24 protein-coding genes are annotated in these 23044 nt (G+C 66.4%); 3 read left to right on the top strand and 21 right to left on the bottom strand.

Annotated elements, in window-relative coordinates; all coding sequences use genetic code 11:
• Positions 1–185: 185 nt before the first annotated feature.
• The 17 genes from CYD53_RS30225 to plsY all read right to left on the bottom strand — a co-directional run bounded on the left by CYD53_RS30225 (position 186) and on the right by plsY (position 16712).
• On the bottom strand, positions 186–350 hold the full coding sequence (locus tag CYD53_RS30225; RefSeq protein ID WP_181011799.1) for a hypothetical protein: 165 nt from the start codon (positions 348–350) through the stop codon (positions 186–188).
• Between the two features lie 209 nt (positions 351–559).
• On the bottom strand, positions 560–1123 hold the full coding sequence (locus CYD53_RS10380) for a hypothetical protein (protein ID WP_103718025.1): 564 nt from the start codon (positions 1121–1123) through the stop codon (positions 560–562).
• Positions 1124–1401: 278 nt separating this feature from the next.
• A complete protein-coding gene (locus tag CYD53_RS30230) occupies positions 1402–1566 on the bottom strand; it encodes a hypothetical protein (protein WP_181011799.1) in 165 nt (54 codons plus the stop codon).
• Positions 1567–1705: 139 nt separating this feature from the next.
• Positions 1706–2698, bottom strand: coding sequence for a hypothetical protein (locus CYD53_RS10385; RefSeq protein ID WP_103718026.1), 993 nt, complete (start codon positions 2696–2698; stop codon positions 1706–1708).
• Between the two features lies 1 nt (position 2699).
• On the bottom strand, positions 2700–3506 hold the full coding sequence (locus CYD53_RS10390; protein ID WP_103718027.1) for a hypothetical protein: 807 nt from the start codon (positions 3504–3506) through the stop codon (positions 2700–2702).
• 150 nt (positions 3507–3656) lie between these two features.
• Entirely contained in the window at positions 3657–4646 is a 990-nt protein-coding gene (locus CYD53_RS10395) for a hypothetical protein (RefSeq protein ID WP_103718028.1), read from the bottom strand.
• A complete protein-coding gene (locus tag CYD53_RS10400) occupies positions 4646–6019 on the bottom strand; it encodes a hypothetical protein (protein ID WP_103718029.1) in 1374 nt (457 codons plus the stop codon). Before CYD53_RS10400 ends, CYD53_RS10395 begins: the two co-directional genes overlap by 1 nt.
• On the bottom strand, positions 6019–6393 hold the full coding sequence (locus CYD53_RS10405) for a hypothetical protein (RefSeq protein ID WP_103718030.1): 375 nt from the start codon (positions 6391–6393) through the stop codon (positions 6019–6021). The genes CYD53_RS10400 and CYD53_RS10405 overlap by 1 nt, the downstream gene beginning before the upstream one ends.
• Positions 6394–6769: 376 nt before the next feature.
• Entirely contained in the window at positions 6770–8005 is a 1236-nt protein-coding gene (locus CYD53_RS10410) for a P22 phage major capsid protein family protein (protein WP_103718031.1), read from the bottom strand.
• Positions 8006–8023: 18 nt separating this feature from the next.
• Positions 8024–8881 (bottom strand): hypothetical protein, encoded by an 858-nt coding sequence (locus CYD53_RS10415; protein ID WP_103718032.1) that lies wholly within the window; start codon positions 8879–8881, stop codon positions 8024–8026.
• 298 nt (positions 8882–9179) lie between these two features.
• Positions 9180–11390, bottom strand: a complete 2211-nt coding sequence (locus tag CYD53_RS10420) for a portal protein (protein WP_103718033.1) — start codon at positions 11388–11390, stop codon at positions 9180–9182.
• An 8-nt stretch (positions 11391–11398) separates the two neighbouring features.
• Positions 11399–12964, bottom strand: coding sequence for a hypothetical protein (locus tag CYD53_RS10425; RefSeq protein WP_245928180.1), 1566 nt, complete (start codon positions 12962–12964; stop codon positions 11399–11401).
• Positions 12906–13250, bottom strand: coding sequence for a hypothetical protein (locus tag CYD53_RS10430; protein ID WP_103718035.1), 345 nt, complete (start codon positions 13248–13250; stop codon positions 12906–12908). Before CYD53_RS10430 ends, CYD53_RS10425 begins: the two co-directional genes overlap by 59 nt.
• A gap of 390 nt (positions 13251–13640) precedes the next feature.
• Positions 13641–14090, bottom strand: a complete 450-nt coding sequence (gene rpiB, locus CYD53_RS10435; RefSeq protein WP_103718036.1) for a ribose 5-phosphate isomerase B — start codon at positions 14088–14090, stop codon at positions 13641–13643.
• A 443-nt stretch (positions 14091–14533) separates the two neighbouring features.
• Complete coding sequence (locus CYD53_RS10440) at positions 14534–15004, bottom strand: immunity 50 family protein (protein ID WP_245928181.1); 471 nt, start codon at positions 15002–15004, stop codon at positions 14534–14536.
• 103 nt (positions 15005–15107) lie between these two features.
• Positions 15108–15893, bottom strand: a complete 786-nt coding sequence (locus tag CYD53_RS10445; protein WP_146055882.1) for a class I SAM-dependent methyltransferase — start codon at positions 15891–15893, stop codon at positions 15108–15110.
• A 177-nt stretch (positions 15894–16070) separates the two neighbouring features.
• The gene (gene plsY, locus CYD53_RS10450; protein ID WP_103718293.1) at positions 16071–16712 is read right to left on the bottom strand and encodes a glycerol-3-phosphate 1-O-acyltransferase PlsY; all 642 of its coding nucleotides are present in this window, start codon (positions 16710–16712) and stop codon (positions 16071–16073) included.
• A gap of 268 nt (positions 16713–16980) precedes the next feature.
• Between plsY and CYD53_RS29900 the strand changes: the two genes are divergently transcribed.
• A complete protein-coding gene (locus CYD53_RS29900) occupies positions 16981–17289 on the top strand; it encodes a DUF6968 family protein (protein ID WP_146055883.1) in 309 nt (102 codons plus the stop codon).
• Between the two features lie 355 nt (positions 17290–17644).
• Here the strand turns inward: CYD53_RS29900 and CYD53_RS10455 are convergent, their stop codons facing one another.
• The 4 genes from CYD53_RS10455 to CYD53_RS10470 form a co-directional block, all read right to left on the bottom strand.
• Positions 17645–18142: a DUF305 domain-containing protein gene (locus CYD53_RS10455; RefSeq protein WP_103718038.1), complete on the bottom strand. Its 498-nt coding sequence runs from the start codon at positions 18140–18142 to the stop codon at positions 17645–17647.
• 112 nt (positions 18143–18254) lie between these two features.
• Positions 18255–20546, bottom strand: a complete 2292-nt coding sequence (locus tag CYD53_RS10460; RefSeq protein ID WP_245928182.1) for a copper-transporting P-type ATPase — start codon at positions 20544–20546, stop codon at positions 18255–18257.
• A 73-nt stretch (positions 20547–20619) separates the two neighbouring features.
• Positions 20620–20838, bottom strand: coding sequence for a hypothetical protein (locus tag CYD53_RS30235; protein ID WP_181011800.1), 219 nt, complete (start codon positions 20836–20838; stop codon positions 20620–20622).
• A 246-nt stretch (positions 20839–21084) separates the two neighbouring features.
• Positions 21085–21432, bottom strand: a complete 348-nt coding sequence (locus tag CYD53_RS10470; RefSeq protein WP_103718041.1) for a winged helix-turn-helix transcriptional regulator — start codon at positions 21430–21432, stop codon at positions 21085–21087.
• Positions 21433–21520: 88 nt separating this feature from the next.
• Here CYD53_RS10470 and CYD53_RS10475 point away from each other — a divergent pair, with 88 nt between their 5' ends.
• Together CYD53_RS10475 and CYD53_RS10480 are read left to right on the top strand one after the other, a co-directional pair.
• A complete protein-coding gene (locus CYD53_RS10475; RefSeq protein ID WP_245928183.1) occupies positions 21521–22174 on the top strand; it encodes a hydrolase in 654 nt (217 codons plus the stop codon).
• Positions 22175–22177: 3 nt separating this feature from the next.
• The gene (locus CYD53_RS10480; protein ID WP_103718043.1) at positions 22178–23014 is read left to right on the top strand and encodes an alpha/beta fold hydrolase; all 837 of its coding nucleotides are present in this window, start codon (positions 22178–22180) and stop codon (positions 23012–23014) included.
• The last annotated feature ends 30 nt before the right edge of the window (positions 23015–23044 follow it).

A 23044-nucleotide genomic window follows, 5' to 3' on the forward strand; every position in this document is an offset into this window, starting at 1 on the left:
TGGAATGCCGGTATCGCCCTCGCCAACGTAATTTCGGCCGGCGACATATCTTGCGGTAAGCGGCCTTCCGTCCAGACCTTGCGTGAGTTTTCCGGTTGCATCGGCGGGGGCTCCAGCAGGATAATCGGCCTCGAAAGGCCGCAGCGGCTTTACCGGAAAATCATACAGCGAAACCCTTCTGGACGCTAGATTTTTTGCTCCTTTTCCGATCCCCGCAAGGGCCGACGTCCGCCCAGAACGGCGCCAAGACCGTTCAGCGCAGCGCCTGTGTAATTCCCCTCCTGGTCGTCCCGGTGTGCCTGACTGGCGGAGAACGGCACAGCCAGCGGCGTCAGGTCGATGAGCGACATGCCGATCTGCCCAGCCCCCATCGAGCCAAAAGCAGGCCCGAGACGAAGCGGCGGCGCACGGGCGAGGCCCGCCCATCGCCCATGAGCAATTGGCCAAGCCGGTCATGCCAGCTCGGCTCGTAAGGACGAAGCTCAGCCATTATTCCGGTACCCACTGATTGTTGCGCAGGGTGATGATCGTGCCGTCGGGCATGCGGGCGCGTGAGCCTTCACGCGCCCGCGTCAGTGGGAGGCTCGTCGATCAGGACAGCGCCGGGAGGCAGCTCCGGCGCTATTGGCGAGGCCTTCGCATCGTCCGAGCCGGCAAGAACCGCTCCTCCGGCAGCAAGACCAGCGGCAGGCGCCGCGATCGCGTTGAACTGGATCGTCCGGTTGAACTTGGGATTGGGGTTGACGTATTCGCGGATGCGGGCGGCCGTCTTTGGTGCGACAGTCTTGAGATAGTTTGGATCGGCCATATAGGCGCGGATGGCTTCAGCCATATACTCGCCCGGAATGTCGTCGCGCTCGTAGCCGTCATGCTGCGGCAGGAACGGCTTGGCGTTGGCGCGGGCATCCGTCCCCGCCGCATTCCGCTGGCCATTGTTCAGGCTGTTATAGACGCCCCTTAGCTCGTCGCTGAGGCCGGCAGTCGGGATCGTCCCGGCCAGCTCGTCGATGGCATGCCCGACCTCATGCGCAAGGACGCGGGAATACGTATCGGGAGCGAGGTTCTTGTTTATGAAGATATCACGGTCGACAACCTTCCCTGAGCGCCGGTCCCTGGTTACCACGTACCGTCCCGCATCCCCTCCGATCTCGCTCGACGTAACCGCCTGAGGGAATCGGCCCGTTCCTTCCTTTCCGATGGCGTCATATGCAGACGCTGGAATGCCGGTATCGCCCTCGCCAACGTAATTTCGGCCGGCGACATATCTTGCGGTAAGCGGCCTTCCGTCCAGATCTTGCGTGAGTTTTCCGGTTGCATCGGCGGGGGCTCCAGCAGGATAATCGGCCTCGAAAGGCCGCAGCGGCTTTACCGGAAAATCATACAGCGAAACCCTTCTGGACGCTAGATTTTTTGCTCCTTTTCCGATCCCCGCAAGGGCCGACGTCCGCCCAGAACGGCGCCAAGACCGTTCAGCGCAGCGCCTGTGTAATTCCCCTCCTGGTCGTCCCGGTGTGCCTGACTGGCGGAGAACGGCACAGCCAGCGGCGTCAGGTCGATGAGCGACATGCCGATCTGCCCAGCCCCCATCGAGCCAAAAGCAGGCCCGAGACGAAGCGGCGGCGCACGGGCGAGGCCCGCCCATCGCCCATGAGCAATTGGCCAAGCCGGTCATGCCAGCTCGGCTCGTAAGGACGAAGCTCAGCCATTATTCCGGTACCCACTGATTGTTGCGCAGGGTGATGATCGTGCCGTCGGGCATGCGGGCGCGTGAGCCTTCACGAGCCTGCGGCTGGGTGCGGGGCCCCTGCCCCTGTCCGGCTTGAGCGCCGCCCGGGCGGCCGTTCACCGCGGATTCGATCATGTCGGAGGGATAGCGAGCGCCGGCCGCGCCATGCTCCTGCGCGATCAGCGCCTGCATGAAGGCCCGCGCCCGCTGCGGATTGGCGAGCTCGAGATCCTGATCCGGGGCAAGGCCCATGGCGCGCGCGATGTTGGCGGCGGCAGTGCTGTTGCCCGGCGTCCAGCCATTGCGGCTGGCGATCAGCTCGTTGGCCGTGCGCTTGCCGCCCTGGTATTTGCGCAGGGCCAGGCCGTAAGCGGCGGACATGCCGGCCTCGGGCGAGTTGAACACGCTTTGCGGGTCGCCCTGGTCGGTATTTCGGGACGGCCCGAGGACGCCGGGAAAGGCCGTGTTGCCGGCATATTTGAGATTGCCGGGGTTGTTGTTGCGCATGCCGGCCGGCAAAGCCGGGTTGCCATAGCCGAACCGATTGCGCTGCTCCATCTCGGCTTCGAGCCGCTGCGCATCGGCCTCGGTCTCGGCGACTTGCACCGGGCGATTGAAGGCGCGCTGCGCCGGGGCCGAGGGCGTGGCTGGCGCAAACGCGGCCTGCGGTTCATCCGCGGCGGGCGCATCCGGCGCAAGGAGAGGGCTCGCGCCGGCATCGCTCGCCTGCCCGCGCGCCCTCGCCTTCTCGCTGAGCGCAAGGATGCTCGCCGCGCCCCTGGCGTCGCCGCTCGCGAGCAGGCCCTGGGCGACCTTCAGATAGCCCTCGGGCGAGCCGTCGAGCCTCTGGCCGATCTCGGCAAGGCTCTGGCGCTTGCGCGCCTGGTCATAGGCGTTGTTGTAGCTTTCGCCGAGCCGCGACAGCGGCGAGAAATCGACGACGGGAGGTCCGAGGTTCCAGGGTTGCGCCATCTCAAGCCACCTTCTTTGCGCCCATGGCGCTGCCGAACAGGGACGCGCCGAGATTGGCGAGCCCCATGCCGAAATTGAGCCGGTTCTGGGCCGCGGTCTGGCCGGCCATCAGCGCGCCGGTGCCGGCGCCGATGATGGTCTGGCCGAGATTGCCGAGCGCGCCCGCATTCGAATTGGCATAACCGGTGTAGATTCCGGCCTCCTTGCCGGCGGCGTCGCTGTAGACATTCGACTGGTCGCGGCCCTGCTGGGCGTAGAGATTGCCCAGGCCCTGCTGGATGTTCGCCTGCTGCCCTGCCGCCTGCAGGCCGGTATTGGACAGGCCGTTGAGCCTGTCCTGCCAGCCGCCATATTCCTGGTTGGCGAGGTTCGAGGCGCGATCGGTGATCGCCTGCATGGTGTTGCCGGAGCCGAGCGCGCCGAGCGCCGAGGCCTTGCGCGCGACCGCATCCGTCGCCTGGTCGAGCTGATACTGGTAGCCGGGCGAGGCCTGGAACTGCGCGATCGCCGCCGCATTGCCCTCGGCGCCGTTCTGCCCGAGGCTGTTCTGATAGGTCGCAAGCGCGCTCCTGCCGGCCTCCGCCCAGGGGTTGAAGCGGTCGATCGCCGCCTGGTATTCGGGAACGGCGGCGCCATAGCCCTGCCCCAGCGCCGCCAGGCTCGATGCCCGCCCGGAATTGATGGCCGCGAGCGAGTTGTCGCGCCCCTCGGCCAGCGTGCCCTGCTGCTGGTTGTAATTGTTCTGGGCCTGGTCAGCCGCCCATATGCCCGCCAGTCGCCCGGCGCGGCCTGAAAAAACTGATGCCATGATGGTCTCCTTCGAGAATTGTCCGGGACGTCCCGAGCCCTTGTCCCGATGGGTTTCGAGACCGGTCCAGGGGCGAGGCTCCCCGTCATTGCGGAACGATCCGCGGGAGCGAGCCTGGTCCCCGGAACCGATGCGGCTGCTCGCGCCGGATCAGCGCGAGATCATGAGGACCATGATCTTGGCGAACAGGTCGCCCGATATTCCGGGCGCATAGGCGCAGGAATACTGCAGCTGGAAGGTATGGGACGCCCCCGCGCTGGTCGCGTTATAGAAGTCCGTGATGCCGTCGCCGCGTGTTCCGCCTGACGGGATGGCCAGATTGAAGATCTCGCGCTCGTATATATTCGAGCCGTTCAGCATGATCCTGTATCGGACCGAGGCATTGCCGGCGAATGCCGTCAGGTTCTCCGCGGTCGCGTTGTCGCGAATGAACAGCAGCGGATAACCGTTCCCGCCATCGGGCGTAACGGTCAATGTGATCGGCGGCCCCAGATCCGCCCATGACACCGTCCCGGCCAGGGCGGCCGTCCCGGCCGTCGAGTCGATCGCCGAGAAGCCGGAGGCAACCGCATCGGCCGTGAAGCTGCCCGACACCGCCAGATTGCCGTCGATCGCGACATCGCCGGTGAAACGGAACTTGCCGCCGGAATAGGTCAGGACATCGGTCGCCGTGCCGGGATCGGTGAATTTGAGCTGGTTGGCAGCAAGGCCGATGGCGGAACCGCCGCCCGACAGCGCCATGGCTTCCAGCCCGGCAAATGACGAGCCGGCCGTCAGGTACAGGCCGAAGGCGGACGCCGCGCCCGCGGGCGTCGCCTTGGCCGCGAAATAAAGCTCCCCGCTGGCCGTAAAACCATCCACGGCCGCTTCGACGGTCGTGATCTGCTCGGCCAGGGCCTCATCGGCTGCAACGCGCGCATTCGCCTCGGTGGTGACGGCGGCGCTCACCCCAGCGAGGCTGTCGGAGACCTCGGCAAAGCGCGCATTGGTCGCGACGACATTGTTGCGCATCCAGCCTTGCAGCGCCTGCTCGTAGTCGAGCAGCGCCTGCCTGGGGAAGCCCTGCTCATTGGTGCGCCTGACCGTCACCGGCATGACGGCGGGCACGGTCAGCGGGTCGAAATCATCCGCGATCGCCATCAGGCGGCCCTCGCCTCGAGCCGCTCGGCCGTCGCGCCGAGGAAGGCGAAATCGGCCGAACCCTCCCAGCGGAAGCGCAGGATCAGGCCGGCATGGCTGGAAAGCCCGAGATTGGCGACGCTCACCGGCCATCTGTCGGCGTCGGCAAGCGAGCGCTGCAGCTCGCTGCTCCAGCTCTTGCCGCCATCATGCGACCAGGAGACGTAGATCGCGATCTCAGCCTGGGTGAAATCGGCGGATAGCCTGGCCGCGACGCGTGCCGGAAAGTCCTTCAGCGGGCCGGACTGGATGAGGCCACTGAGGGCCGCCCCGTTCTCCGTCAGCGCGCTCGACAGCGTCAGGAGATCGCCAGACAGCGTATCGCCGAACAGCCATTGCCCATTCGAATAGATCGACCGCGTCGCGCGCCAGCGGGCGACCCCGCTGCTCAGGCGCTCATGCCAGGAGCGCTCGACCGTATCGTAGATCCAGCTCCCACCATCGCTGGACACGGCGACGAACTGCCGCCCCTGCCAGGCAAAGACATCGACCGCGACCGTGGCTGCGCTGGAGGCCGCGATGAAGCGGTCGACATCGGGCGTGGAGATCGTCGCCGTCTCATAGCCCGACAGCGCCTTGACCGTCCTGTCCGAGGCGACGAAATAAAGCGGCCCGTTCCAGGTCTCCTGGAACCCGGCGACAGCCATGGTGGTCAGGATGCCGACGGGCGGCACGGTCGCCGCCCGTTGCAGCGGGAATGGCGCGGTCCCGACATTCTGGTAGGGCTCGATGGTGGAGCCGCCGAAGCCATAGGCCAGCGAGCCCTGGACCGCGACCCTGCGCAAACCGTCCGAGCGGCTTTCCGCCGTGGTGAAGCTCAGCGCGTTGATCTGCGTCGCATTGAGCTCCGAGGCGAAGAGCCGGCCGTCGGGGATGCTGAAGAGGAAGTACCCGCCCAGGAAATCGACGCTGTTGACCGTCGCCGGCAGATCCGCATCGGGATAGGCGGCAACTGTCGTCGCGGTCAGGAGATAGGCGCCGCCGCCCTCGCGCACGGCAACGATATCGGGTGTCGAGGCGCCTGCCGTGACCTTGTTGTTGCGCGCCAGCGTGACGCCGTCTGAGCCCGGAATGGCGCCCGCCAGCGTCGTGACAGTGCCGTCAGCGGCAACCGTGACGACAGCGCCGGTGAACACGACATAGCTGACGCCGTTGACGTCGAGCAGGCCACGGATGCCGGTCTTCCCGGTCGCCACGCTGCGGCTCAGCCCCGCGACACGGCGCACATAGGAGCGATCGCCCTCCTGCACCGGGTAGCAATTGACATAGCGGCCCTCGCCCTCGCCCGGCCTAACGCCCGGCGTCGAGGATTTGGGGAAAGGAAGCGGCGGCATCAGAGGATGCTCCGAGAGTGGCGGCGGGAGACAAGCGCGCGGTCGATGCGCAGCATCCGGCCGGTTCCGCCGCCGATGCGCTGGATGGTGCGCAGCTCGTCCTCCGCGACCTGCTTGGCTGTAAGGTCGCGCGGCCGGCCGAATTTCGGGCCGCAGATCTGCGCGAGATAGGCCACGAGCGCGTCAAAGACCTCATCCTCGATCTCCTCGGCATCGGGGATATAGATGACGTTGCGCCTGGCGAGCGCCGCCAGCGCCGGGTCGATGCGCTGCTCGACGAAGGCGGTATCCTCAGCGCTGGGCACCTGCCCCGAGGCCAGCGAAAACAGCTCGCCCAGCACCTCGCGAACGAGATCGGCTTTGGTCTGGCTCATGGTGTGTCTCGTGAGTGAAAGGGGGCGGCGTTGCGTCCGAAGCGCGACATGGTCGGGCTTGACCCGACCATCTCGTAAACCAGAGCACTCTGGTCATGAGATTCGCAGGCCCGCGCCCGAGCGTGACGGCAGGGCTCGGGAACCCTTCTCCCCTGGCGGGAGAAGGTGGATCGGCGCAGCCGAGACGGATGAGGGGGCGCTGTGAGCTTTCCGCCTGCCCTGAGCGCGACGCCAACCGGACAGGGCACGGCGCCCCCTCATCCGGCGCTGCGCGCCACCTTCTCCCGCCAGGGGAGAAGGGAAGAAGGTGTCGCGCCTCCCGAATGGAAAAGGGGCGGCCCGAAGACCGCCCCTCCTGTTGCCGGCGTCAGCCCGCTCAGCTGCCCGACAGCCGGACCGCCAGGCGCGGATCGACCGTCTTGACGCCGTAGAGGATGTCGAGACGCCAGGCCGATTTGTCGTTGGTGCCGTCATAGACCGGGATCACGCGCGCATTGATGTTCTTGTAGGTCTCGCGCGAGACATCGACGGCGCCCGGCGGCTTCACCAGCGGCACCACGACCAGGGCGAAGGCATTCTTGTGGAAGACGAGATTCTGGGCGTAACCGGTTCCGGCAGTGCCGAAAAATGTCATCGCCGCATTATCCGCCGGCGCCGCCGAGACCGTCTGGAAGGCGCCAGACGTGATGATCGGCGGCGAGATCGTCAGCGTCGCATTGCCCGAGGCGTCCGAAGAAGCGTCGGCCTTGGCGACGAACATCTTCAGATGCGGCAGGGTCGCCTTGGTCACCGGGTTCACGTCGAAGACACCGGCGATGGTGAAGACGTCGCCGGCCTTGACGCGGGCGGCAGCCGCGGCCGTCCAGCCATCCGTGACCAGCGACTGCGTTCCGGTGTCCTTGACCGCGGCATAAGCCACGCCCTGCGCCGCGCCATTGACCAGCGGCGTGCCGCCGAGCGGGCCGACAATATGCGTCGGCACGTTCTGCGACATATAGGTGTCGATGCCGCCGATCTCGCCGATGCGGCCCTTGCGATAGGCGCCCTGCGCGACGTTCTGCATGTAGAGCGCCGTCTGCGAGCCGGCCATCGCCCAGTAATCGGTCGGGCTCAGCACGCCGGAGCGCATGTCCTGCGGCACGGCGCCGAGATCCATCCGCGTCGGCGCCTTGGCGAAGTCGGCAAAGGCATCCACCGTCTGGCCGGGCGTGCCGACCCAGTTGGGCACGTTCTTGTATTCCGCCATCACGTCGAGATCGATCTGGTTGGCGAGCTGGACCATGGCCGGCTTGATGACGCGCTCGGCGAGCTCGTCGATGTTCAGCGTCAGCTCTTTCGAGGTGAAGGCGAAATCGACGCCCTTCTGCTTGTCGACCGTGATCGTGGTGCGCCCTTCCGTGACGTCCTGGCTCGCCATCACGGCGCCGTCGCGCACGGTGAAATCGGTCGGCTTGCGGATGGTGATGGTGTCGCCGGCGGAGTAGCCGTTCACCTTCTTGTCGAACTCGTCCTCATAGCCGCGATAGACCATGCCGGCCATGACGAGTTCGTTTTCGAGAATGCGCACCGCCGTTTTGGCGACGATGGAGGGGGTCAGCGTGGTGTTTGCCATGTTGGCTGTTCCTGAAAGTTAGGCCCGGTCGCCGTATTGCCGCTTGAGATACGCCTCCATGCGGGCCTCCTGGCTCGCTGGGCTGGCGCCGCCCTTGGGAGCGGTTACGGGCGGTGGGGCTCTGGTTGCGGTGGTGGGCTTGGCCAGGGACAGGCGAGCCTCGATCCTGCCGATTTCACGGGCGGCGCCGAGCGGCGACAATCCGTTGAGGCGGCGCAGATCGGCGGGGTTCCTGGCGAAGTGGTATTGCAGCAGCGCGCCCTTCTCGCTTTCGAGAATGAGCTGCCCGACGACAGGCGAGACGGGATGCGTCCTGTCATTCGTCTTGCCGACGACATCGCGGAAATCGGGGATCACCTTCTCCGCGTCAGCGACGCGGTCATTGAAATCCTCGACAAGATCGCTCATCCGCTCGGCGGAATGAGCGGCGACCTGGCTTGCCAGCGCCCTCACCTCGCGGGTGACGATCCTGCGTTCCGCCTCATAGGCGGTCATGGCCCGCTCGTAAGCGAACCAATCGCCCCTGAACGCGTCTTCGCTGGGCGGGTCGCCGATTTCCCTTCGGACGAGGCCGTCGATCGCCGCGCCGTCGTCGACCACCGGGGTGCGACTGCGCAGAAGCTCGACCTCATCGCGAAGCGCATCGCGCTCCCGCTTCAGCCGTTCGACGCCGGAACGGCGCTTCTTCGGCTTGTCCTGCTCTTCCTCTTCGCCAGCGCCGTCAGCCTGCTGGCCTTCGGCGCTGTCATGCTCGTCAGTCCCTGTTTCGGACGCTTTCGCGGCTTTCGCCGTGGCTTCGTCCTCAGACTGTTCTCCGTCGGCTGGCGCGCTTGCGCTCGCCTGCCCGTTGGTCAGGTCGTCATCCCAATCGTTCATGCTGGTTCCAAAGAAAAAGCCGCCCTTCGAGGCGGCTTGCTCATCATCGCGGCCTGCGCCTCATGCGCTGGCCTGGCGTGAAGTCGTGTTTGGTCGGTGTCCGGGGCTAGTGCCTCAGGGGTCGCCCCGCCGTCATTCCGGGGCGATCCGAAGGATCGAGCCCGGGACCCAGAACCGATGCCGCTGCATGAGAAGGCATCGGTAACCTGTCCGCTTAACGAGGACACGCATCGGTTCTGGGTTCCGGGCCCATGGCTGCGCCATGTCCCGGAATGACGGCGGAGAATAACGCCAGCGCTCAGCGCTCAAGGCCGCCAGTGTCAGTGGCCAAGGCTTGCGCTTCGGCGGCCAAGGCCTGCGCTTCGCGCAAGGGAGCATTGTTCTGTGCCATCTGCGCTTCCATCTCCCCACTGCCAGCGCCGCGCCCGAGCGCGTCGATCTGCGCCAAGGCGAGCGCTCGCCTCGCTTCGATCAGCGCGATCTCCGCCTCGGTCCGGCGCGCGGCGTTTTCGGCCTCCCGCGCCGCGATCGCCCGGGCGTTCTCCGCGTCGGCGAGGTCGCTCTGCGCCCTGGCGAGGTCGATCCGGCGCTGCTGTTCCTCGGTTGCGATCTGCGACTGGGTCTTGGCGCCGTCCATCTGGATGCGCGCGCCCTCAGCTTGCGCCTGCTGCTGCGCTGCGATCGTCTCCGGTGAAGGCTGCGCGGGCGGCTGCGGCGGCAGCTGTTCGCCCGCTCCTTGCGCCTCCATCTGCTGGATGGCAGGCGGCAGGCCGAGCTTCAGCCGCTTGGCGATCTGGTCCTTCATCGGCCAGTCCTGCGCCTGGACATAGAGATCGCCGATCAATCCGAAGGTGCCGGGCACGGACTGGACGAGGGTCGCCATGCCGTCCTTGGCCTCCTCGCGCCTGGTCGAATAGGACGGCCCCTGCTCGATCACCACGTCATAGGCGCCCACCGACAGGTCGTTGAGCTTCTGGGCGGTCGCCGTCTCGCCGCCCTCGCCCTCCCCGCCGACGACCATGCCGACCGCCTGGTTGACGCGCAGCGGCGTCATCCTGCCGTCTTCGCCGACGATGCGGATGGTGCGTTCGGTGTCGTAGATATGCGGGATCAGATCGAGCAGGATCACGCCGGTGTGGCGCACGGCGCGGGCGAAATTGTCGAGATAGACGAAGGTGCCGACATCGCCCTCGCGCTGGCGGGCGAGGATCGCCCTGCCGCTCTTCTCGTTCGAGGCCTCGCCGAGCCCGGCCTGGTGGATGCCGATCACCGCCATCATGTTCTCGGCCGCAAGCTGGAGCCCTTCCGAGACGCCCTGCGAGGACACCGGCGGCTGCACGCGCTGCGGCGCGGCATTGCCGTTCGACGGATCAGGCGTGTAGCGCAGATAAGGCCTGGACTCGGTATTGGCGTTCTCCCACTCGTCCTCGAATGCTTCAAAATTCCGCTCGGTGCCGAGCCAGGGCGCCTTCGGCTGAAGCGCGATCACCTCGGCCTGTTTCGAGGCGAAATAGTTGAACATGCGCTGCGGATCGCGGGCGAAGCGCACGATGCCGTGGCGGATGACGCGCGGGCCGATGCGGATCTCCTCGCCGAGCAAGGGCACGATCGGGATATAGCGGCCGGGCCAGAGCGCGGGCTTTTCCAGGATATGGCCCTGCGTGATCAGGCAGCGATAGACCTTGAAGCTGTCGCGCTGCTCGATGCGGGCGCCTTGCTGCGCAAGCTCAGCCAGTTCCTCCGCCGCCGCCTCGGTGACGTCGCGGATCGTGCCGTCAGCGCTCAGGGCGAGCGTGATCCGCGCCGGTTTCTTGTAGAAATACTCGGCGACGCGCACCGCGCTGGTGGTGACCCAGCCCTCGAAATGGCCTTCGCTTTCCCCGCTGAAATCGGTGACCGGCGCGTCCGGGTATTTCTCCTTGTAGGCGTCGAGCGCGATATCGACGGGCACGAAGCACCACATCGCGTCCTTGCGGGTGAGATCGACCGCATCGGGATCCCAGACCACGGAGACGCCGTCCTGCACGAGCTGGATGCCGATCTCCTGGTTGAAGGTGGTCTGCGAGGCATATTCGGTGATAACGCGCCAATGGCCGATGCCGCTGTTGACCTGGCTGTCGGCGGCGGAAAAATAGGCGCCCGGCGCATCGCAGCGGTTCTCGATGTAGCGGATGATGCCGGCCCTAAGCTCCGCCGCCGCCTCGTCGCCGCCATCATCGACCGGAACCACCTTGATCGCCGGCCGGCCCTGGCGGATATCGCCCGTGACCTGGCGCACGAATTGCGGGATGCGGTTGATCGTCAGGCATGGCGCCTGGTCGGCCTCGCGCTGGGCGATCGCCTCCTTCGGCCACTGGTCCCCGGCGCGGAAGCGCAGATCCTCATAGGCCTGGTTGATGTTCTCGCGCTCGGCCTCATAGCCGGCGGCCCAGCGCCTGGCGGCCTGGGCCAACAGGTCCTCGGTCGCGGGCGCAGGAGCGTTCGCGTTATCGTCGTCTCGAGCGGTCATGTCTGGTCCTATCCGCCCATCCAGGCGCCGCGTCCGCGCGGGCTTCGCGGGCGGCGCTCCCGGGGCTGCCGATCCCTGACAGGCTCGGCGAAGGTCAATGCGATGGCGTCCCAGTCATCGGGCGACCGGATTCCGCGCGCCCGCATATGCTCCTTGCTTTCCAGGAGCAGGCGCTGGTTCGCGTCGTAGTGGTAGGACGGGCCGCAGGCATCGGCCTGCAAACCGTCCAGGTCCGGGATGTCGGCGCCGCCGGGCTCGTCGAGCCAGTCGCGCGAGCGCTTCCACATCTCGGCCCGGCGATTGCGCGGGCCGGGCTTCTTCGTGCCATCGGGCAGCAATTCGACCGGCTCCTGCGGCTCGGAGCCGAAATTCACGGGCACGACGACCGCGTCATAGGGCGCGCCCCAGGACTGCAGGATGTCGACGACGCCGGCGCCGACGCCGCCGACATCGACGAACACCCTTGCCGGCTTGTCCAGGTCGATCACCTGCCTGATCCAGTTCGCCCCAGTGACGACATCGATCTTCGCCTTGCTTTCTGTCCTGCTGACCTGCCGACCCCGCCGCCAGGCCAGCGAAAAGCGATCGTCGCCGAAGCGCGCGGGATCGGCGCCGATGACCAGCGGCCCGATGCCCTCGCAACTCGCCTTGCGCGCCCGCAGCACGGCCTCCGACGTGATGAAGCTGTCATGGCCGGTGAGCTGGAAGGCCTCGGCCGCGGTTGCGGGATATTCCTGCTTGAACAGCAATTCGTCCTTCAATTCGGCGATCTTGGCGCGGCGCCAGGCCATCTGCTCCAGATCCAGGCCGTGCGCGTCAGCGTAAGCCTGCTCGTCCGCATCAAGCGCAAAACCGTCGGGAACCGGCCGGCGATACTCGTCCTGCCAGAACCAGGGGATGAAGATCGCCTCATAGTCGCCGATGCCGGCCTCGGCCTGCTGCCAGCGCGCATGGAACTCGCCGCCGACGCCATTGGCCGTGCTTTCCAACACGATCTCGGTTCCCGGCAGATCGGGGATCGCCTGGACGACCCCGGCGAAATGCGTCGCGGCATTGGGCCAGAACGCGACCTCCGAACCATGGAAAAGCTGCACCGTCTGCGAGCGCCCCACCGCCCTCGCCCCGGCCGTGCCGACGGCATAGCCGCTCTCCAGCCGCGCGAAGGAAAGCTCCCGCGCATTGGCCGCCCCGGTCTGCGGCTTCAGGAGCCGCGGACAGTGCTGGTGATAGCGCTCGACCATGCCGAACAGGTTGTTCGTCGCCTCGCGCTCATGCGTCAGGATGAAGACCCTGATGCCGCGGGCATGGCTGGCGCGCCAGTAATAGCGCCCGCCGATATAGGTCGAGATGCCCTGCTGGCGGCCCTTGAGCACGAGCGCGCGGACCTTGCCGGTGCGCGCCCGCTGCGCCTCGAGGCGGCCATGCAGATATCGCTGCGCCTGGTTGAGCTGGAGCGGCGCGATCGCGCCGGTCTTGGTGCGGATCCGCAGCGCCTTTTGCGCGTAAAGCTCGAACTCAGCCCGCAGCCTCCGGCGGATCGCCCTCTCCTTCGGGCTCATTGCCTTGGGGGCCATCTCCTCGGGGCTCATCGTCTTCGGACTCATCGTCGAGTTCGGCGAGCGCATCTTCATGGCTGAGCGCGATGCCCCCGCTAGGCTCGACCGTGGCAAGCTTGGCATGGACATAAGGGGCTGCTGCCTTGGCGATCTCGAACCGAGCCTTGGGCTCGAGGCTCTCGTCGCGAAGCATGGTGAGCATATAGTCGAGCGGCGTCAGACCGCCGTCAGTGGCCGGCCCCGCCTCGGCCGGGCGCGCCGCCGCGCCGGCTTTGCGGCTCGTCCTTGCAGCGCCTCTGGCCATGTCCGGATCTTTGGATTGAAGGCTTCGCTTGCGCCGGGCCTGAAACGAAAACGCCCGCGAGCGGTTGGCTCCGGGCGGCAGGCACAGATATTCACAGTGCGATTGAGACATTAGACCCAACATAGGATTGCTGTCAACAGGCCTTTGAAAAAAATCTTATGAGAGGTGCGGCCGCTCCCCACATAAGGCTCACGTGAGCCGCGGTGGGGTTTGCGCTCCACTGGTCCAGAGGCCGACACCTCATCCCTGCCCTTCTCCTTACAGGAGAAGGGTTCCCCGCGCCCTTTCCGTCATGGTCGGGCGTTACGAAACCGGCTTCGAGACAGCATCCGGACATCGGTTCCTTGCTGAGAAGCGGACATTATCCCAAGCATGACGCAAAGACCGGCGCTACTCCTCCAGCGCCGCGATCATCTCCACCCGCGTCGCATGCCGGCCGCCCTCGAACTCGGCGGCCAGGAAGGCATCGACGATATCGAGCGCCAGCCCCTCGCCCACCACGCGCGCGCCGATCGACAGCATGTTGGCGTCGTTGTGCTGGCGGATCATGCGCGCCGAGAATGTGTCGGCGCAGACGCCGCAGCGGATGCCCTTGACCTTGTTGGCCGCCATCATGATGCCCTGGCCGGTGCCGCACAGGATGACGCCGAGCCGGCAATCGCCGGAGGCGACAAGCCGCGCCGCCGCTTCGCCGTGCCTGGGATAGTCAGTGCTCTGCGGCGTCGTCGGACCGATATCGACCACCACCCAGCCTTGCGCCGCGACATGGGCGGCAATGGCCTGTCGCAGCTGAATGGCGGCGTGGTCGCTGGAGAGGACGATGCGGTTGCTGGCTGGCAAGGAGATGTCATCCTGTGTTCCAAGGCAATCCGGCGGCTTGACCGAGCTGGATTTAGCCGCGTTGGATCAGGGGCTTCTTGCTTCGTCAATTCGTCCCATTTTCGCATAACGGCAACCTGCCGGAAAGCGAACGGCGCCGATGTCTGGACAGGGCCGCGCGCGGCCCTCGCGCCGCACGTCATGCTCGGGCTTGTCCCGGGCACAACGAGAACGGGGCGGAGATCCCTTCTCCCCTCGCGGGAGAAGGTGGCTCGGCGAAGCCGAGACGGATGAGGGGGCGCTGCGAGCTCACCATCTAGCCGAACACGACGCCAACCGGACAGGGCACGGCGCCCCCTCATCCGGCGCTGCGCGCCACCTTCTCCCGCCAGGGGAGAAGGGAAGAGCGCGCGTCACTCTAGGACGCAGGGAAGCCAAGTTGGCTTCGGGGTGGAAGGCTGACCTCAGCTCTCCTCCGCGTTGGGTGAGCCCGGCTCGAATGTGATGGAGACCGAGCGGGCCCGGATCAGGCCACTGAGGCCATAGCTCGGCTCAAGCTCGACCTCGATATCCTCCGGAGACGGGTCAAGAGCGAGATATCCTCGACGTTCGGGGCGGTCAGGCGCGCGGCGTAAGATCAGCCCAAAGATGACATTCTGGATGCTGAAGCCACAGAATTGCAGATCCATGACGCCGTCGAAAGCGAAGGTGACGATGGCATGCCGATCGCCCACAAATAAGCCATCCGGTCCGAGGGCTCCCCTGTAGAGCCAGTTATGCACGCGAAGGACGCTCTGCCCCTTGCGACGCAGGTGCAGGCTGAGGATCTCGGCATCATGGAAGCTCGGAACCTCTCCAAACCAGCGGAGAAGTTCCGGACCGCCGGGGACTTCATGATAGATAGTCGCGTCTTGATTGCTTGCCATGCCGATCATCACATCATCGTTGCGGGAGCGGGCCTAGCGGGGCGTGCCGCCGAACGGCAAGGCGACCACCGCATGTGAAGGCCCGGAACGGGTGGAAAGCCGCGATCGCCCGTCAGGCCACCTGATGATCAGCGCGAATGATCAGAAACGATGGACGCCGGACATGGTCGGTCAATTTCGGCCATTGCTGCAACGAAGCAGGATCGGGTCCAGGTTCGAGAACGCGGCGGATGACCAGGCCCGCGTCGATCAGGGCGTTCATGTAGCTGGCGACGGTGCGATGTTCCCTTGGTGTGTCGGCGCCGAGCCAGCGTACGAGCCGCGGGCCCTCTTCAAGATAGCGATCCACCGGCCAATGCTGCCGGGTGCCGTCAGCTGCCTCGGCCCATTGCCGGGAGGCGCAGGTCATGATCGGGTGCTCGACGGAGACAATGAAGCTTCCCCCTTCTCTCAACCACCCTCTGATGCGCCGCGACACCGTCACGACGTCGCGGACGTAGTGCAGCGCAAGCCCGCTGACGACGACATCGACGCTGCGATCGGGAAGCGCGACATCCTCGATCCGGCCTATCTCGTAGCGTGAACGCGAATCGCCGCCGAGCTTGATCGCCTCCCGGATCATCTGCTCCGAGGCGTCGAAAGCCTTCACCGAACGCGCGCCTTGTTCGAGCGCCCATCGTGCCAGGCCGCCCGAGCCACAGCCCAAGTCGACGACGTCCTTTCCCTGCAGCGAAGGCATCAGCGATCGCAGCGCCGGCTGCTCGATAACCTCGTTGGGACGCCCTGCTCGGGATCGCAGCTTGCCATAGGCGAGGCTGAGCAGCGGATCATCGTAGAGCGCTCGATCTGTCATGTTCAGCGCTGCTCCCGTCGTTTCAACGCATGATGGAGGCGACAATCCAGCTCCGCAATGGGCCGCGCCCTGTCCTCGCGTCAAACGTCATGCTCGGGCGGAGCGAAGCGCAGACCCGGGCATCTCGGGCCGGAACGGGCGCCGGCAAAGGCAGGCCCTTCCCTCACGAGGTGCTCGGGTCAACCCCGAGCATGACGGACGGCTTCGGACCGATAGCTGACGTCAGCCGCCCGGGCTTTGCCCCAGGCGAGGTTCTGTCCCCGCCAGCAGGCGCCCGATATTGGCGCGGTGGCGGGCAACGATGTGGAGGCCGCCCGCGACGACCAGCAGGCGATAAGGCATTGGCTGCCCCAGGCTGCAGATGAGGAGGATCGCCGTCAGCGCCGCCAGGATCGAGCCGAGCGAGACAATCCGGACAAGCGCAATGGCGACACCGAAGACCGCCAGGGCACCCATGGCCACGGGCCAGGATATCGCCAGCACCACGCCCAGGCCTGTCGCGACGGATTTGCCGCCGGAAAACCGCAGCCAAATCGAACGGCTGTGGCCCAGCAAGGCAGCCAGCCCGGCGATGCCAACAGCCCAGGGCGTCCAGCCATGCTGATCAAGCGCCGGCGGCAACGTGACGAGCGTACCGTTGAAGAGCTGGAAGCAAAGCCCGCGCACAAGGACGATCGCGGCCACGCCTTTCAGCACATCGACAAGCAGCACGACGAGCGCAGGCCCCCTGCCCAGGACACGCAGCGCGTTCGTCGCTCCCACGGATCTGGAACCGTGCTCCCGGATATCGAGGCCGTAGATCCGGCCCGCCAAATAGGCGGTCGGAATGGAGCCGAAGAGGTAGGCTCCCGCCCATCCGGCCATGGTCGCGATCCAGAATGCCGACACGGTGTCACCTCCTAGGGGCACTCAAATCACATGAGGCTCAAGCTAGCATCCAGAGTCTTGCCGACAACCAGACCTCCCCGAGGTCCGCTTTCTCGCCCGAACGCGGAGTCGCATTGCGCAAGCCGGGTCGAGATCGGAAACGGCCACACTCGGACATTGCGGCGTGCCGTCGCCGCGAGCGGAAACGACCCATGGCGCGAGACGGACCGCCTACGTAAATTGCCCTTCTTTGGGAGGTGGCACGATGTCTTTCGTTAAACGTGAGTTCCAGATTGGCAGCGCTCAAGTCTCCTGCTCGTTTGGCAAGCCAACACCCGATGGAGATGTCTTCCGGTGTGATTACACAATTGAGTTTCCGCTCAGAACCCGTGCGTTCCGTGCAATCGGAGTTGATGAAATCCAGTCTTTGCTTCTCGCGATGCAGATGGCCCACACAGACCTACTCGCCTCGCCGGAAAATCAGGCTACGGGGGTTTCTTGGCTTGGGATGACTGATCTGGGATTACCGCTTCCCCCAGGCATCGGACCTGATGACTTCAAGGCCAAGCACTAAGGTCCGCTTTCCAACCCAACCAAGACTGCTTGCCCCGACAAAGCCAATAGTCTGCCTCGCAACAGGAACGGTCTCGCCTGCTGCCGGACGGAGAGCCCTTGCGGCAAGGCCCCTACCCTAGCGCCGGTTTGGACGTGTGTGCCCTCATCCTGAGGAGCCGCGTCAGCAGCGCCCCGAGGATGGTCCCGCTCGCAGCGGAGCCTCCTGGCGCAGGCCGTTCATCCTCCAAACCGCGGCCTCACCCGCAAAAGCGGCCTCGGATCCGGCCTTCGGCCGGCCGCAGGACGCAAGCTGCTCCGCGCCAATCGCGCTGTCGCCGAAACCTGCAGCGTCGATGCGCTGCCGCTCGTCGCCGTCACTTGGCCTTCATCGTCTCCACCCGTGCGGTCATCTCTGCGATCTCGGCCTTCTGAGCCTTGATGATCGCTTCGGCCATGGTCTTGGACGCGGCATCCGCGCCGAATTTGAGTTCGATCGTCGCCATGTCGATCGCGCCCTGATGGTGCACGATCATGCCGCAGTTGAAGGCGAGGTCGGGGTCCTTGATCCGATGCGTCATCATCATCGGCATGTTCATCTTCATCATCGCCTGCATGGATGCCTTCTGGGCCTCGGTCATCGGCATCCGATCCATGCCGGGCATGCCCGCGCCGCCCATCATCTTCGACATGTCCATGCCCTCCATCATCTTGCCCTCCATCATCTTGGGCATGGCCATGTCCTTCATCAGGGCGTCACGACAGGGCTGAGGCAGCACCGACATGTCCGCGCCCATGGTCATCTTGTCCTGGGCGGCGGCGCCGGTTGCGGCAAGGCCGAGGGCGACGAATGAAAGTGTGAGAAGTCGACGCATGATGTCCTCCGGTGTTGGGGGCCGATTTGGAAAGGCCGGCCCGGGCCTTGGTAACGTGGGTCTTGGTGACGTGGGTCTTGCCTTGGCGACGTGGGTAAGGCGGTTCGTTCGGCTAGGTTGCGGGCTGGACCGTCACAAAGCGCAGGCGCAATGCATTTGCGATCACGCTGACGGATGAGAGCGCCATGGCCGCTGCCGCCAGGATCGGCGACAGCAGCAGGCCGGTGAACGGATAGAGCAGGCCGGCGGCGACAGGGATGCCCGCCGCATTGTAGGCGAAGGCGAAGAACAGGTTCTGCCGGATATTGCTCATGGTCGCCTGGCTGAGCTTGCGGGCGTGGACGATGCCCGCCAGATCGCCACGCAGGAGGGTGACGCCTGCGCTCTCCATGGCGACATCCGTCCCGGTTCCCATGGCGATGCCGACATCGGCGGCAGCGAGCGCGGGCGCGTCGTTGACGCCGTCTCCGGCCATGGCGACGACACGCCCCTGCGCCCTGAACTCCGCGACGATCCTGCCCTTGTCCTCGGGCAGCACCTGCGCCCTCACCTCATCGATGCCGAGCCTGGCGGCGACCGCCTGCGCGGTCGTCAGGTTATCGCCGGTCAGCATGACCACGCGGATGCCGGCGTCGCGCAGGGCGGCGATCGCGCCTGGCGTGGTCTGCTTGATGGGGTCGGCAATGGCGATCACGCCGGCGGCCCTGCCGTCGATCGCAACCAGCAGCGCCGTGGCACCATCCCTGCGCAAGGCCTCGGCTTCCGTTTCGAGCGCCGCGACATCGATGCCGATCCCGCTGAGATAGCCGGCATTGCCGAGCGCAACAGTGCGTCCGCCCACCTTGCCGATGACGCCCCGGCCCGTCGGCGAGTCGAAATCCTCGACCTGATCGAGCCCGAGCCCGCGCTCCCTGGCCGCCGCCACGATCGCGGCCGCGAGCGGGTGTTCGCTCGCCTGCTCGAGGCTGGCGCTAAGGCGCAGCAATTCGTCTTCCTGGAATGCGGCCACCGGCCGGATCGTCGTCACGCGCGGCTTGCCCTCGGTCAGCGTGCCGGTCTTGTCGACGACGAGCAGGTCGACCTTCTCCATGCGCTCCAGCGCCTCCGCGTTCTTGATCAGGACGCCCATCCGCGCGCCACGGCCGACACCGACCATGATCGACATCGGCGTGGCGAGGCCGAGCGCGCAGGGACAGGCGATGATCAGGACGCTGACGCCGGCGATCAGCCCGTAGACCATCGCCGGCGGCGGTCCCCAAAGCGCCCAGGCGGCGAAGGCCGCGACCGCGATCGCGACCACGGCGGGCACGAACCAGGCGGCGACGAGATCGGCCAGCCGCTGGATCGGCGCGCGCGAACGCTGCGCCTTGGCGACCATCTGCACGATCTGCGCGAGCATGGTGTCGTGGCCGACCTTGTCGGCGCGCATCACGAAGGCGCCCTGGCCGTTGAGCGTGCCGCCGATGACGCTCGCGCCCGCCGCCTTCGCGACGGGGAGAGGCTCGCCCGTGACCATCGACTCGTCGATGTTGGAACGTCCTTCGAGGATCTCGCCATCAAGCGGAACCCTGTCGCCCGGGCGCACGCGCAGGTGGTCTCCGACCTTGACCTGGTCGAGCGCAACCTCCTCGTCGCCGCCATCGGCGCGCAGCCGGCGCGCGATCGTCGGCGCAAGCTCCAGCAGCGCCTTGATGGCGCCCGAGGTCTGCTCGCGGGCGCGCAACTCCAGCACCTGGCCGAGCAGCACGAGCACGGTGATGACGGCGGCCGCTTCGAAATAGATGGCGACCGCGCCGCCATGACCGCGAAACGCCGGCGGAAACACGCCTGGCGCCACCGTCGCGACGACGCTGTAACCCCAGGCGACGCCGGTGCCGAGCGCGATCAGCGTGAACATGTTGAGCGAACGGTTCACCAGCGAGGCCCAGCCCCGCGTGAAGAACGGCCAGCCCGCCCAGAGCACGACGGGCGTTGCGATCAGCAGCTGCAGCCAGTTCGACGCGGCAGGGCTGACGAAGCGGCCGAGATCGAGGAGATGGCCACCCATTTCGAGGATGACGACGGGGATCGACAAGACCAGCCCGACCCAGAGGCGCCGGGTCATGTCCCGCAGCTCGTCACTCAGGCCTTCCTGGCTCTGGGCTTCCTCGCCCGTCACGAGCTCCGGCTCGAGCGTCATGCCGCAGATCGGGCAGTTTCCAGGCGCGGGCTGGCGGATCTGCGGATGCATGGGGCAGGTATAGATCGTGGCGGAGGCATGGCTCGTGCCCGGCGGCACGGCCGCGCGCGGCGCCGCCACAGGCTCGCCACGGAGGCTGGCCGAGGCGCCCTTCAGGGGCGGGCCTCCGCCGTGGCCGTGGTGCGGCGGGTGGCCGGCATGGTCATGGTCAAGCTTCAGCGGCATGCTCGGCTCCGTGCGTGCTGTCCGAGGCCAGGCCGAGGCCTCCGATGCTGGGAGCCGCGGATCAACCAACGGCTCACCGGCTGGCGGTCCGTTTCGATCCGCGCCCCACAACCGCATGATGCACCAACGCGGAACTCCCCCCAGTGATCCATGCGGTGACGAGATTGGCCATGACGATATTCGCGGGGATGGCGCAGAGCATGGCGGAGATCGCCCAAGGCAGCCCCATCGCAAGGACGCCCGCGACGGCCCAGTCGAACAGCCCGTACGCAATGAGAGGCGATAGCGTCATCGGCGAGCTCCTCGGGAGGCGGCGTATCACGCTGGTCGGCATCAAAGGAGTGGGCATGTTCCGCAGCGTTCGCGCTCATCGCTCAATCTACGCCGGCTGGACCAAGCTCCGTGTTGATCAACATCAAAGCCGCCACGGGAGCCACCCTCCCCGTCCCCGGTTCAAACGCGCCGGTCGCGGAGATCGAGCAGGCTTGCCGAACGGTTCTCGCGGCTCAGTTCTTACGGCCCGGATCTCGCCGCCAACTCAAGGGGCCGCGTCCCCGCCCGGCTGGAGCAAGGCCTCGCTGCGCGCCAGCGCCGTGTCGACCGCGTGGCCCCGTTCGGTCAGGCCGTATTCGACATGTCGCACGCGCTCGCTCAGATCGCGACGCTCGACATAGCCGGCCGCCTCGAGCGCCTTCAATCGCGCGGATAGGACGCGGGCCGAGATGCCCGGCGGCATCTGGCGACGCAGGGCGCCGAAGCGCAGCGTGCCGTGGCGGGCGAGCGTAAAGACGACATGGCTCATCCATTCCTGCGCGAAGAATTTGATAAGCGGGTCGACAAGACAGTGATCGTCCTGCGTTGCTTGAGAATCTACTGTGTCATTCATGGCTCGAGGTAGTATCCTGCCCGTAACTAATGGCCATTGCCGCGATGCGCCTCTAACGTCCCGGCGATTCCAACCGGAGACCCCACCCTTGTCCCACGCAATAGCAGCCCCCGGCAAACTCCTGCTCACGCCGCAGGACCACACGCTGATCCTGATCGATTTCCAGTCGCAGATGGCCTTTGCGACCAAATCGATCGATGCCGTCTCCCTGCGCAACAACGCCGCGCTGATCTCGCACGCCGCCGCCGGCTTCGGCGTGCCGACCATCCTGACGACCGTCGCCGAGAAGAGCTTTTCCGGCCCGATGTTCAGCGAGATCACCGAGGCCTTTCCCGGTCAGGCGCTGCTCGACCGGACCTCGATGAACACCTGGGAAGACGCGGCCGTGATCGCCCGCGTCAACGCCATCGGCAAGCCGCGCATCGTGCTGGCCGGGCTCTGGACCGGCGTCTGCATCGTCGGCCCCGCTTTGTCGGCGCTCGATCAGGGTTTTGAGGTCTATGTCATCGCCGATGCCTGCGGCGACGTCTCCGAGGAGGCGCATGAGCGCGCCATGCAGCGGATGATCCAGGCCGGCGCCCGCCCGATGACCGCCGTGCAATATCTGCTCGAGCTGCAGCGCGACTGGGCCCGCACCGGCACCTATGAGCTGACCACCGGCATCGCCCGGAGATTCGGCGGCGCCTACGGGCTGGGCATTACCTACGCCAAGACCATGTTCGGCGCGCAGGAAGGGCACTGAGCCATGCCGGTGATCACCACCAAGGACGGCGTCGCGATCTTCTTCAAGGACTGGGGTCCGAAGGACGCGCAGCCGATCATGTTCCATCACGGCTGGCCGCTCTCCTCGGATGACTGGGACGCGCAGATGCTGTTCTTCCTGTCCAAGGGCTATCGCGTCATCGCCCATGACCGCCGCGGCCATGGCCGCTCGGCGCAGGCGAGCGGCGGCCACGACATGGACCATTACGCTGCGGACGCCGCGGCGGTGGTCGAGCATCTCGACCTGCGCAACGCGGTCCATATCGGCCACTCCACCGGCGGCGGCGAGGTCGCCCGCTATGTCGCCAGGCATGGTGAGCCGCAGGGCCGCGTCGCCAAGGCGGTGCTGGTCAGCGCCGTACCGCCGCTGATGGTCAAGGCGCCGAGCAACCCCGGCGGCCTGCCGCTGGAGGTCTTCGACGGCCTGCGCCAGGCGCTTGCCGACAACCGCGCCCAGTTCTTCCTCGATCTGCCGGCCGGCCCCTTCTACGGCTTCAACCGGCCGGACGCGAAGGTCTCGCAGGGCGTGGTCCAGAACTGGTGGCGCCAGGGCATGGCCGGCAGCGCGGAGGCGCATTACGAGGGCATCAAGGCCTTCTCCGAAACCGACCAGAGCGACGATCTGAAGGCGATCACGGTGCCCACCCTCGTGCTGCACGGCGAGGACGACCAGATCGTTCCGATCGACGCTTCCGCCCGCCTCTCGGTCAAGCTGCTCAAAAACGGCACGCTCAAGACCTATCCGGGCTACCCGCACGGCATGCTGACCACCCATGCCGATGTGATCAATCCCGACCTGCTCGCCTTCATCAAGGGCTGATCCGGCGCGGTGCGGCACAGCCGCACCGCG

This window comes from Allobosea psychrotolerans, assembly GCF_002917105.1.
GTDB lineage: Bacteria > Pseudomonadota > Alphaproteobacteria > Rhizobiales > Beijerinckiaceae > Allobosea > Allobosea psychrotolerans.

What these genes read in the sequence shown, in the direction of transcription:
- CYD53_RS10405 (WP_103718030.1), bottom strand. Translation starts at nt 6,393, where the DNA reads ATGAGCCAGACCAAAGCCGATCTCGTTCGCGAGGTGCTGGGCGAGCTG.
- plsY (WP_103718293.1), bottom strand. Translation starts at nt 16,712, where the DNA reads ATGGCCGGATGGGCGGGAGCCTACCTCTTCGGCTCCATTCCGACCGCC.
- CYD53_RS10385 (WP_103718026.1), bottom strand. Translation starts at nt 2,698, where the DNA reads ATGGCGCAACCCTGGAACCTCGGACCTCCCGTCGTCGATTTCTCGCCG.
- CYD53_RS30235 (WP_181011800.1), bottom strand. Translation starts at nt 20,838, where the DNA reads ATGACGCTATCGCCTCTCATTGCGTACGGGCTGTTCGACTGGGCCGTC.
- CYD53_RS10390 (WP_103718027.1), bottom strand. Translation starts at nt 3,506, where the DNA reads ATGGCATCAGTTTTTTCAGGCCGCGCCGGGCGACTGGCGGGCATATGG.
- CYD53_RS10395 (WP_103718028.1), bottom strand. Translation starts at nt 4,646, where the DNA reads ATGGCGATCGCGGATGATTTCGACCCGCTGACCGTGCCCGCCGTCATG.
- CYD53_RS10460 (WP_245928182.1), bottom strand. Translation starts at nt 20,546, where the DNA reads ATGCCGCTGAAGCTTGACCATGACCATGCCGGCCACCCGCCGCACCAC.
- CYD53_RS30225 (WP_181011799.1), bottom strand. Translation starts at nt 350, where the DNA reads ATGTCGCTCATCGACCTGACGCCGCTGGCTGTGCCGTTCTCCGCCAGT.
- CYD53_RS10420 (WP_103718033.1), bottom strand. Translation starts at nt 11,390, where the DNA reads ATGACCGCTCGAGACGACGATAACGCGAACGCTCCTGCGCCCGCGACC.
- CYD53_RS10430 (WP_103718035.1), bottom strand. Translation starts at nt 13,250, where the DNA reads ATGGCCAGAGGCGCTGCAAGGACGAGCCGCAAAGCCGGCGCGGCGGCG.
- CYD53_RS10425 (WP_245928180.1), bottom strand. Translation starts at nt 12,964, where the DNA reads ATGGCCCCCAAGGCAATGAGCCCGAAGGAGAGGGCGATCCGCCGGAGG.
- CYD53_RS10415 (WP_103718032.1), bottom strand. Translation starts at nt 8,881, where the DNA reads ATGAACGATTGGGATGACGACCTGACCAACGGGCAGGCGAGCGCAAGC.
- CYD53_RS10410 (WP_103718031.1), bottom strand. Translation starts at nt 8,005, where the DNA reads ATGGCAAACACCACGCTGACCCCCTCCATCGTCGCCAAAACGGCGGTG.
- CYD53_RS30230 (WP_181011799.1), bottom strand. Translation starts at nt 1,566, where the DNA reads ATGTCGCTCATCGACCTGACGCCGCTGGCTGTGCCGTTCTCCGCCAGT.
- CYD53_RS10400 (WP_103718029.1), bottom strand. Translation starts at nt 6,019, where the DNA reads ATGCCGCCGCTTCCTTTCCCCAAATCCTCGACGCCGGGCGTTAGGCCG.
- CYD53_RS29900 (WP_146055883.1), top strand. Translation starts at nt 16,981, where the DNA reads ATGTCTTTCGTTAAACGTGAGTTCCAGATTGGCAGCGCTCAAGTCTCC.
- CYD53_RS10470 (WP_103718041.1), bottom strand. Translation starts at nt 21,432, where the DNA reads ATGAATGACACAGTAGATTCTCAAGCAACGCAGGACGATCACTGTCTT.
- CYD53_RS10455 (WP_103718038.1), bottom strand. Translation starts at nt 18,142, where the DNA reads ATGCGTCGACTTCTCACACTTTCATTCGTCGCCCTCGGCCTTGCCGCA.
- CYD53_RS10480 (WP_103718043.1), top strand. Translation starts at nt 22,178, where the DNA reads ATGCCGGTGATCACCACCAAGGACGGCGTCGCGATCTTCTTCAAGGAC.
- CYD53_RS10440 (WP_245928181.1), bottom strand. Translation starts at nt 15,004, where the DNA reads ATGATCGGCATGGCAAGCAATCAAGACGCGACTATCTATCATGAAGTC.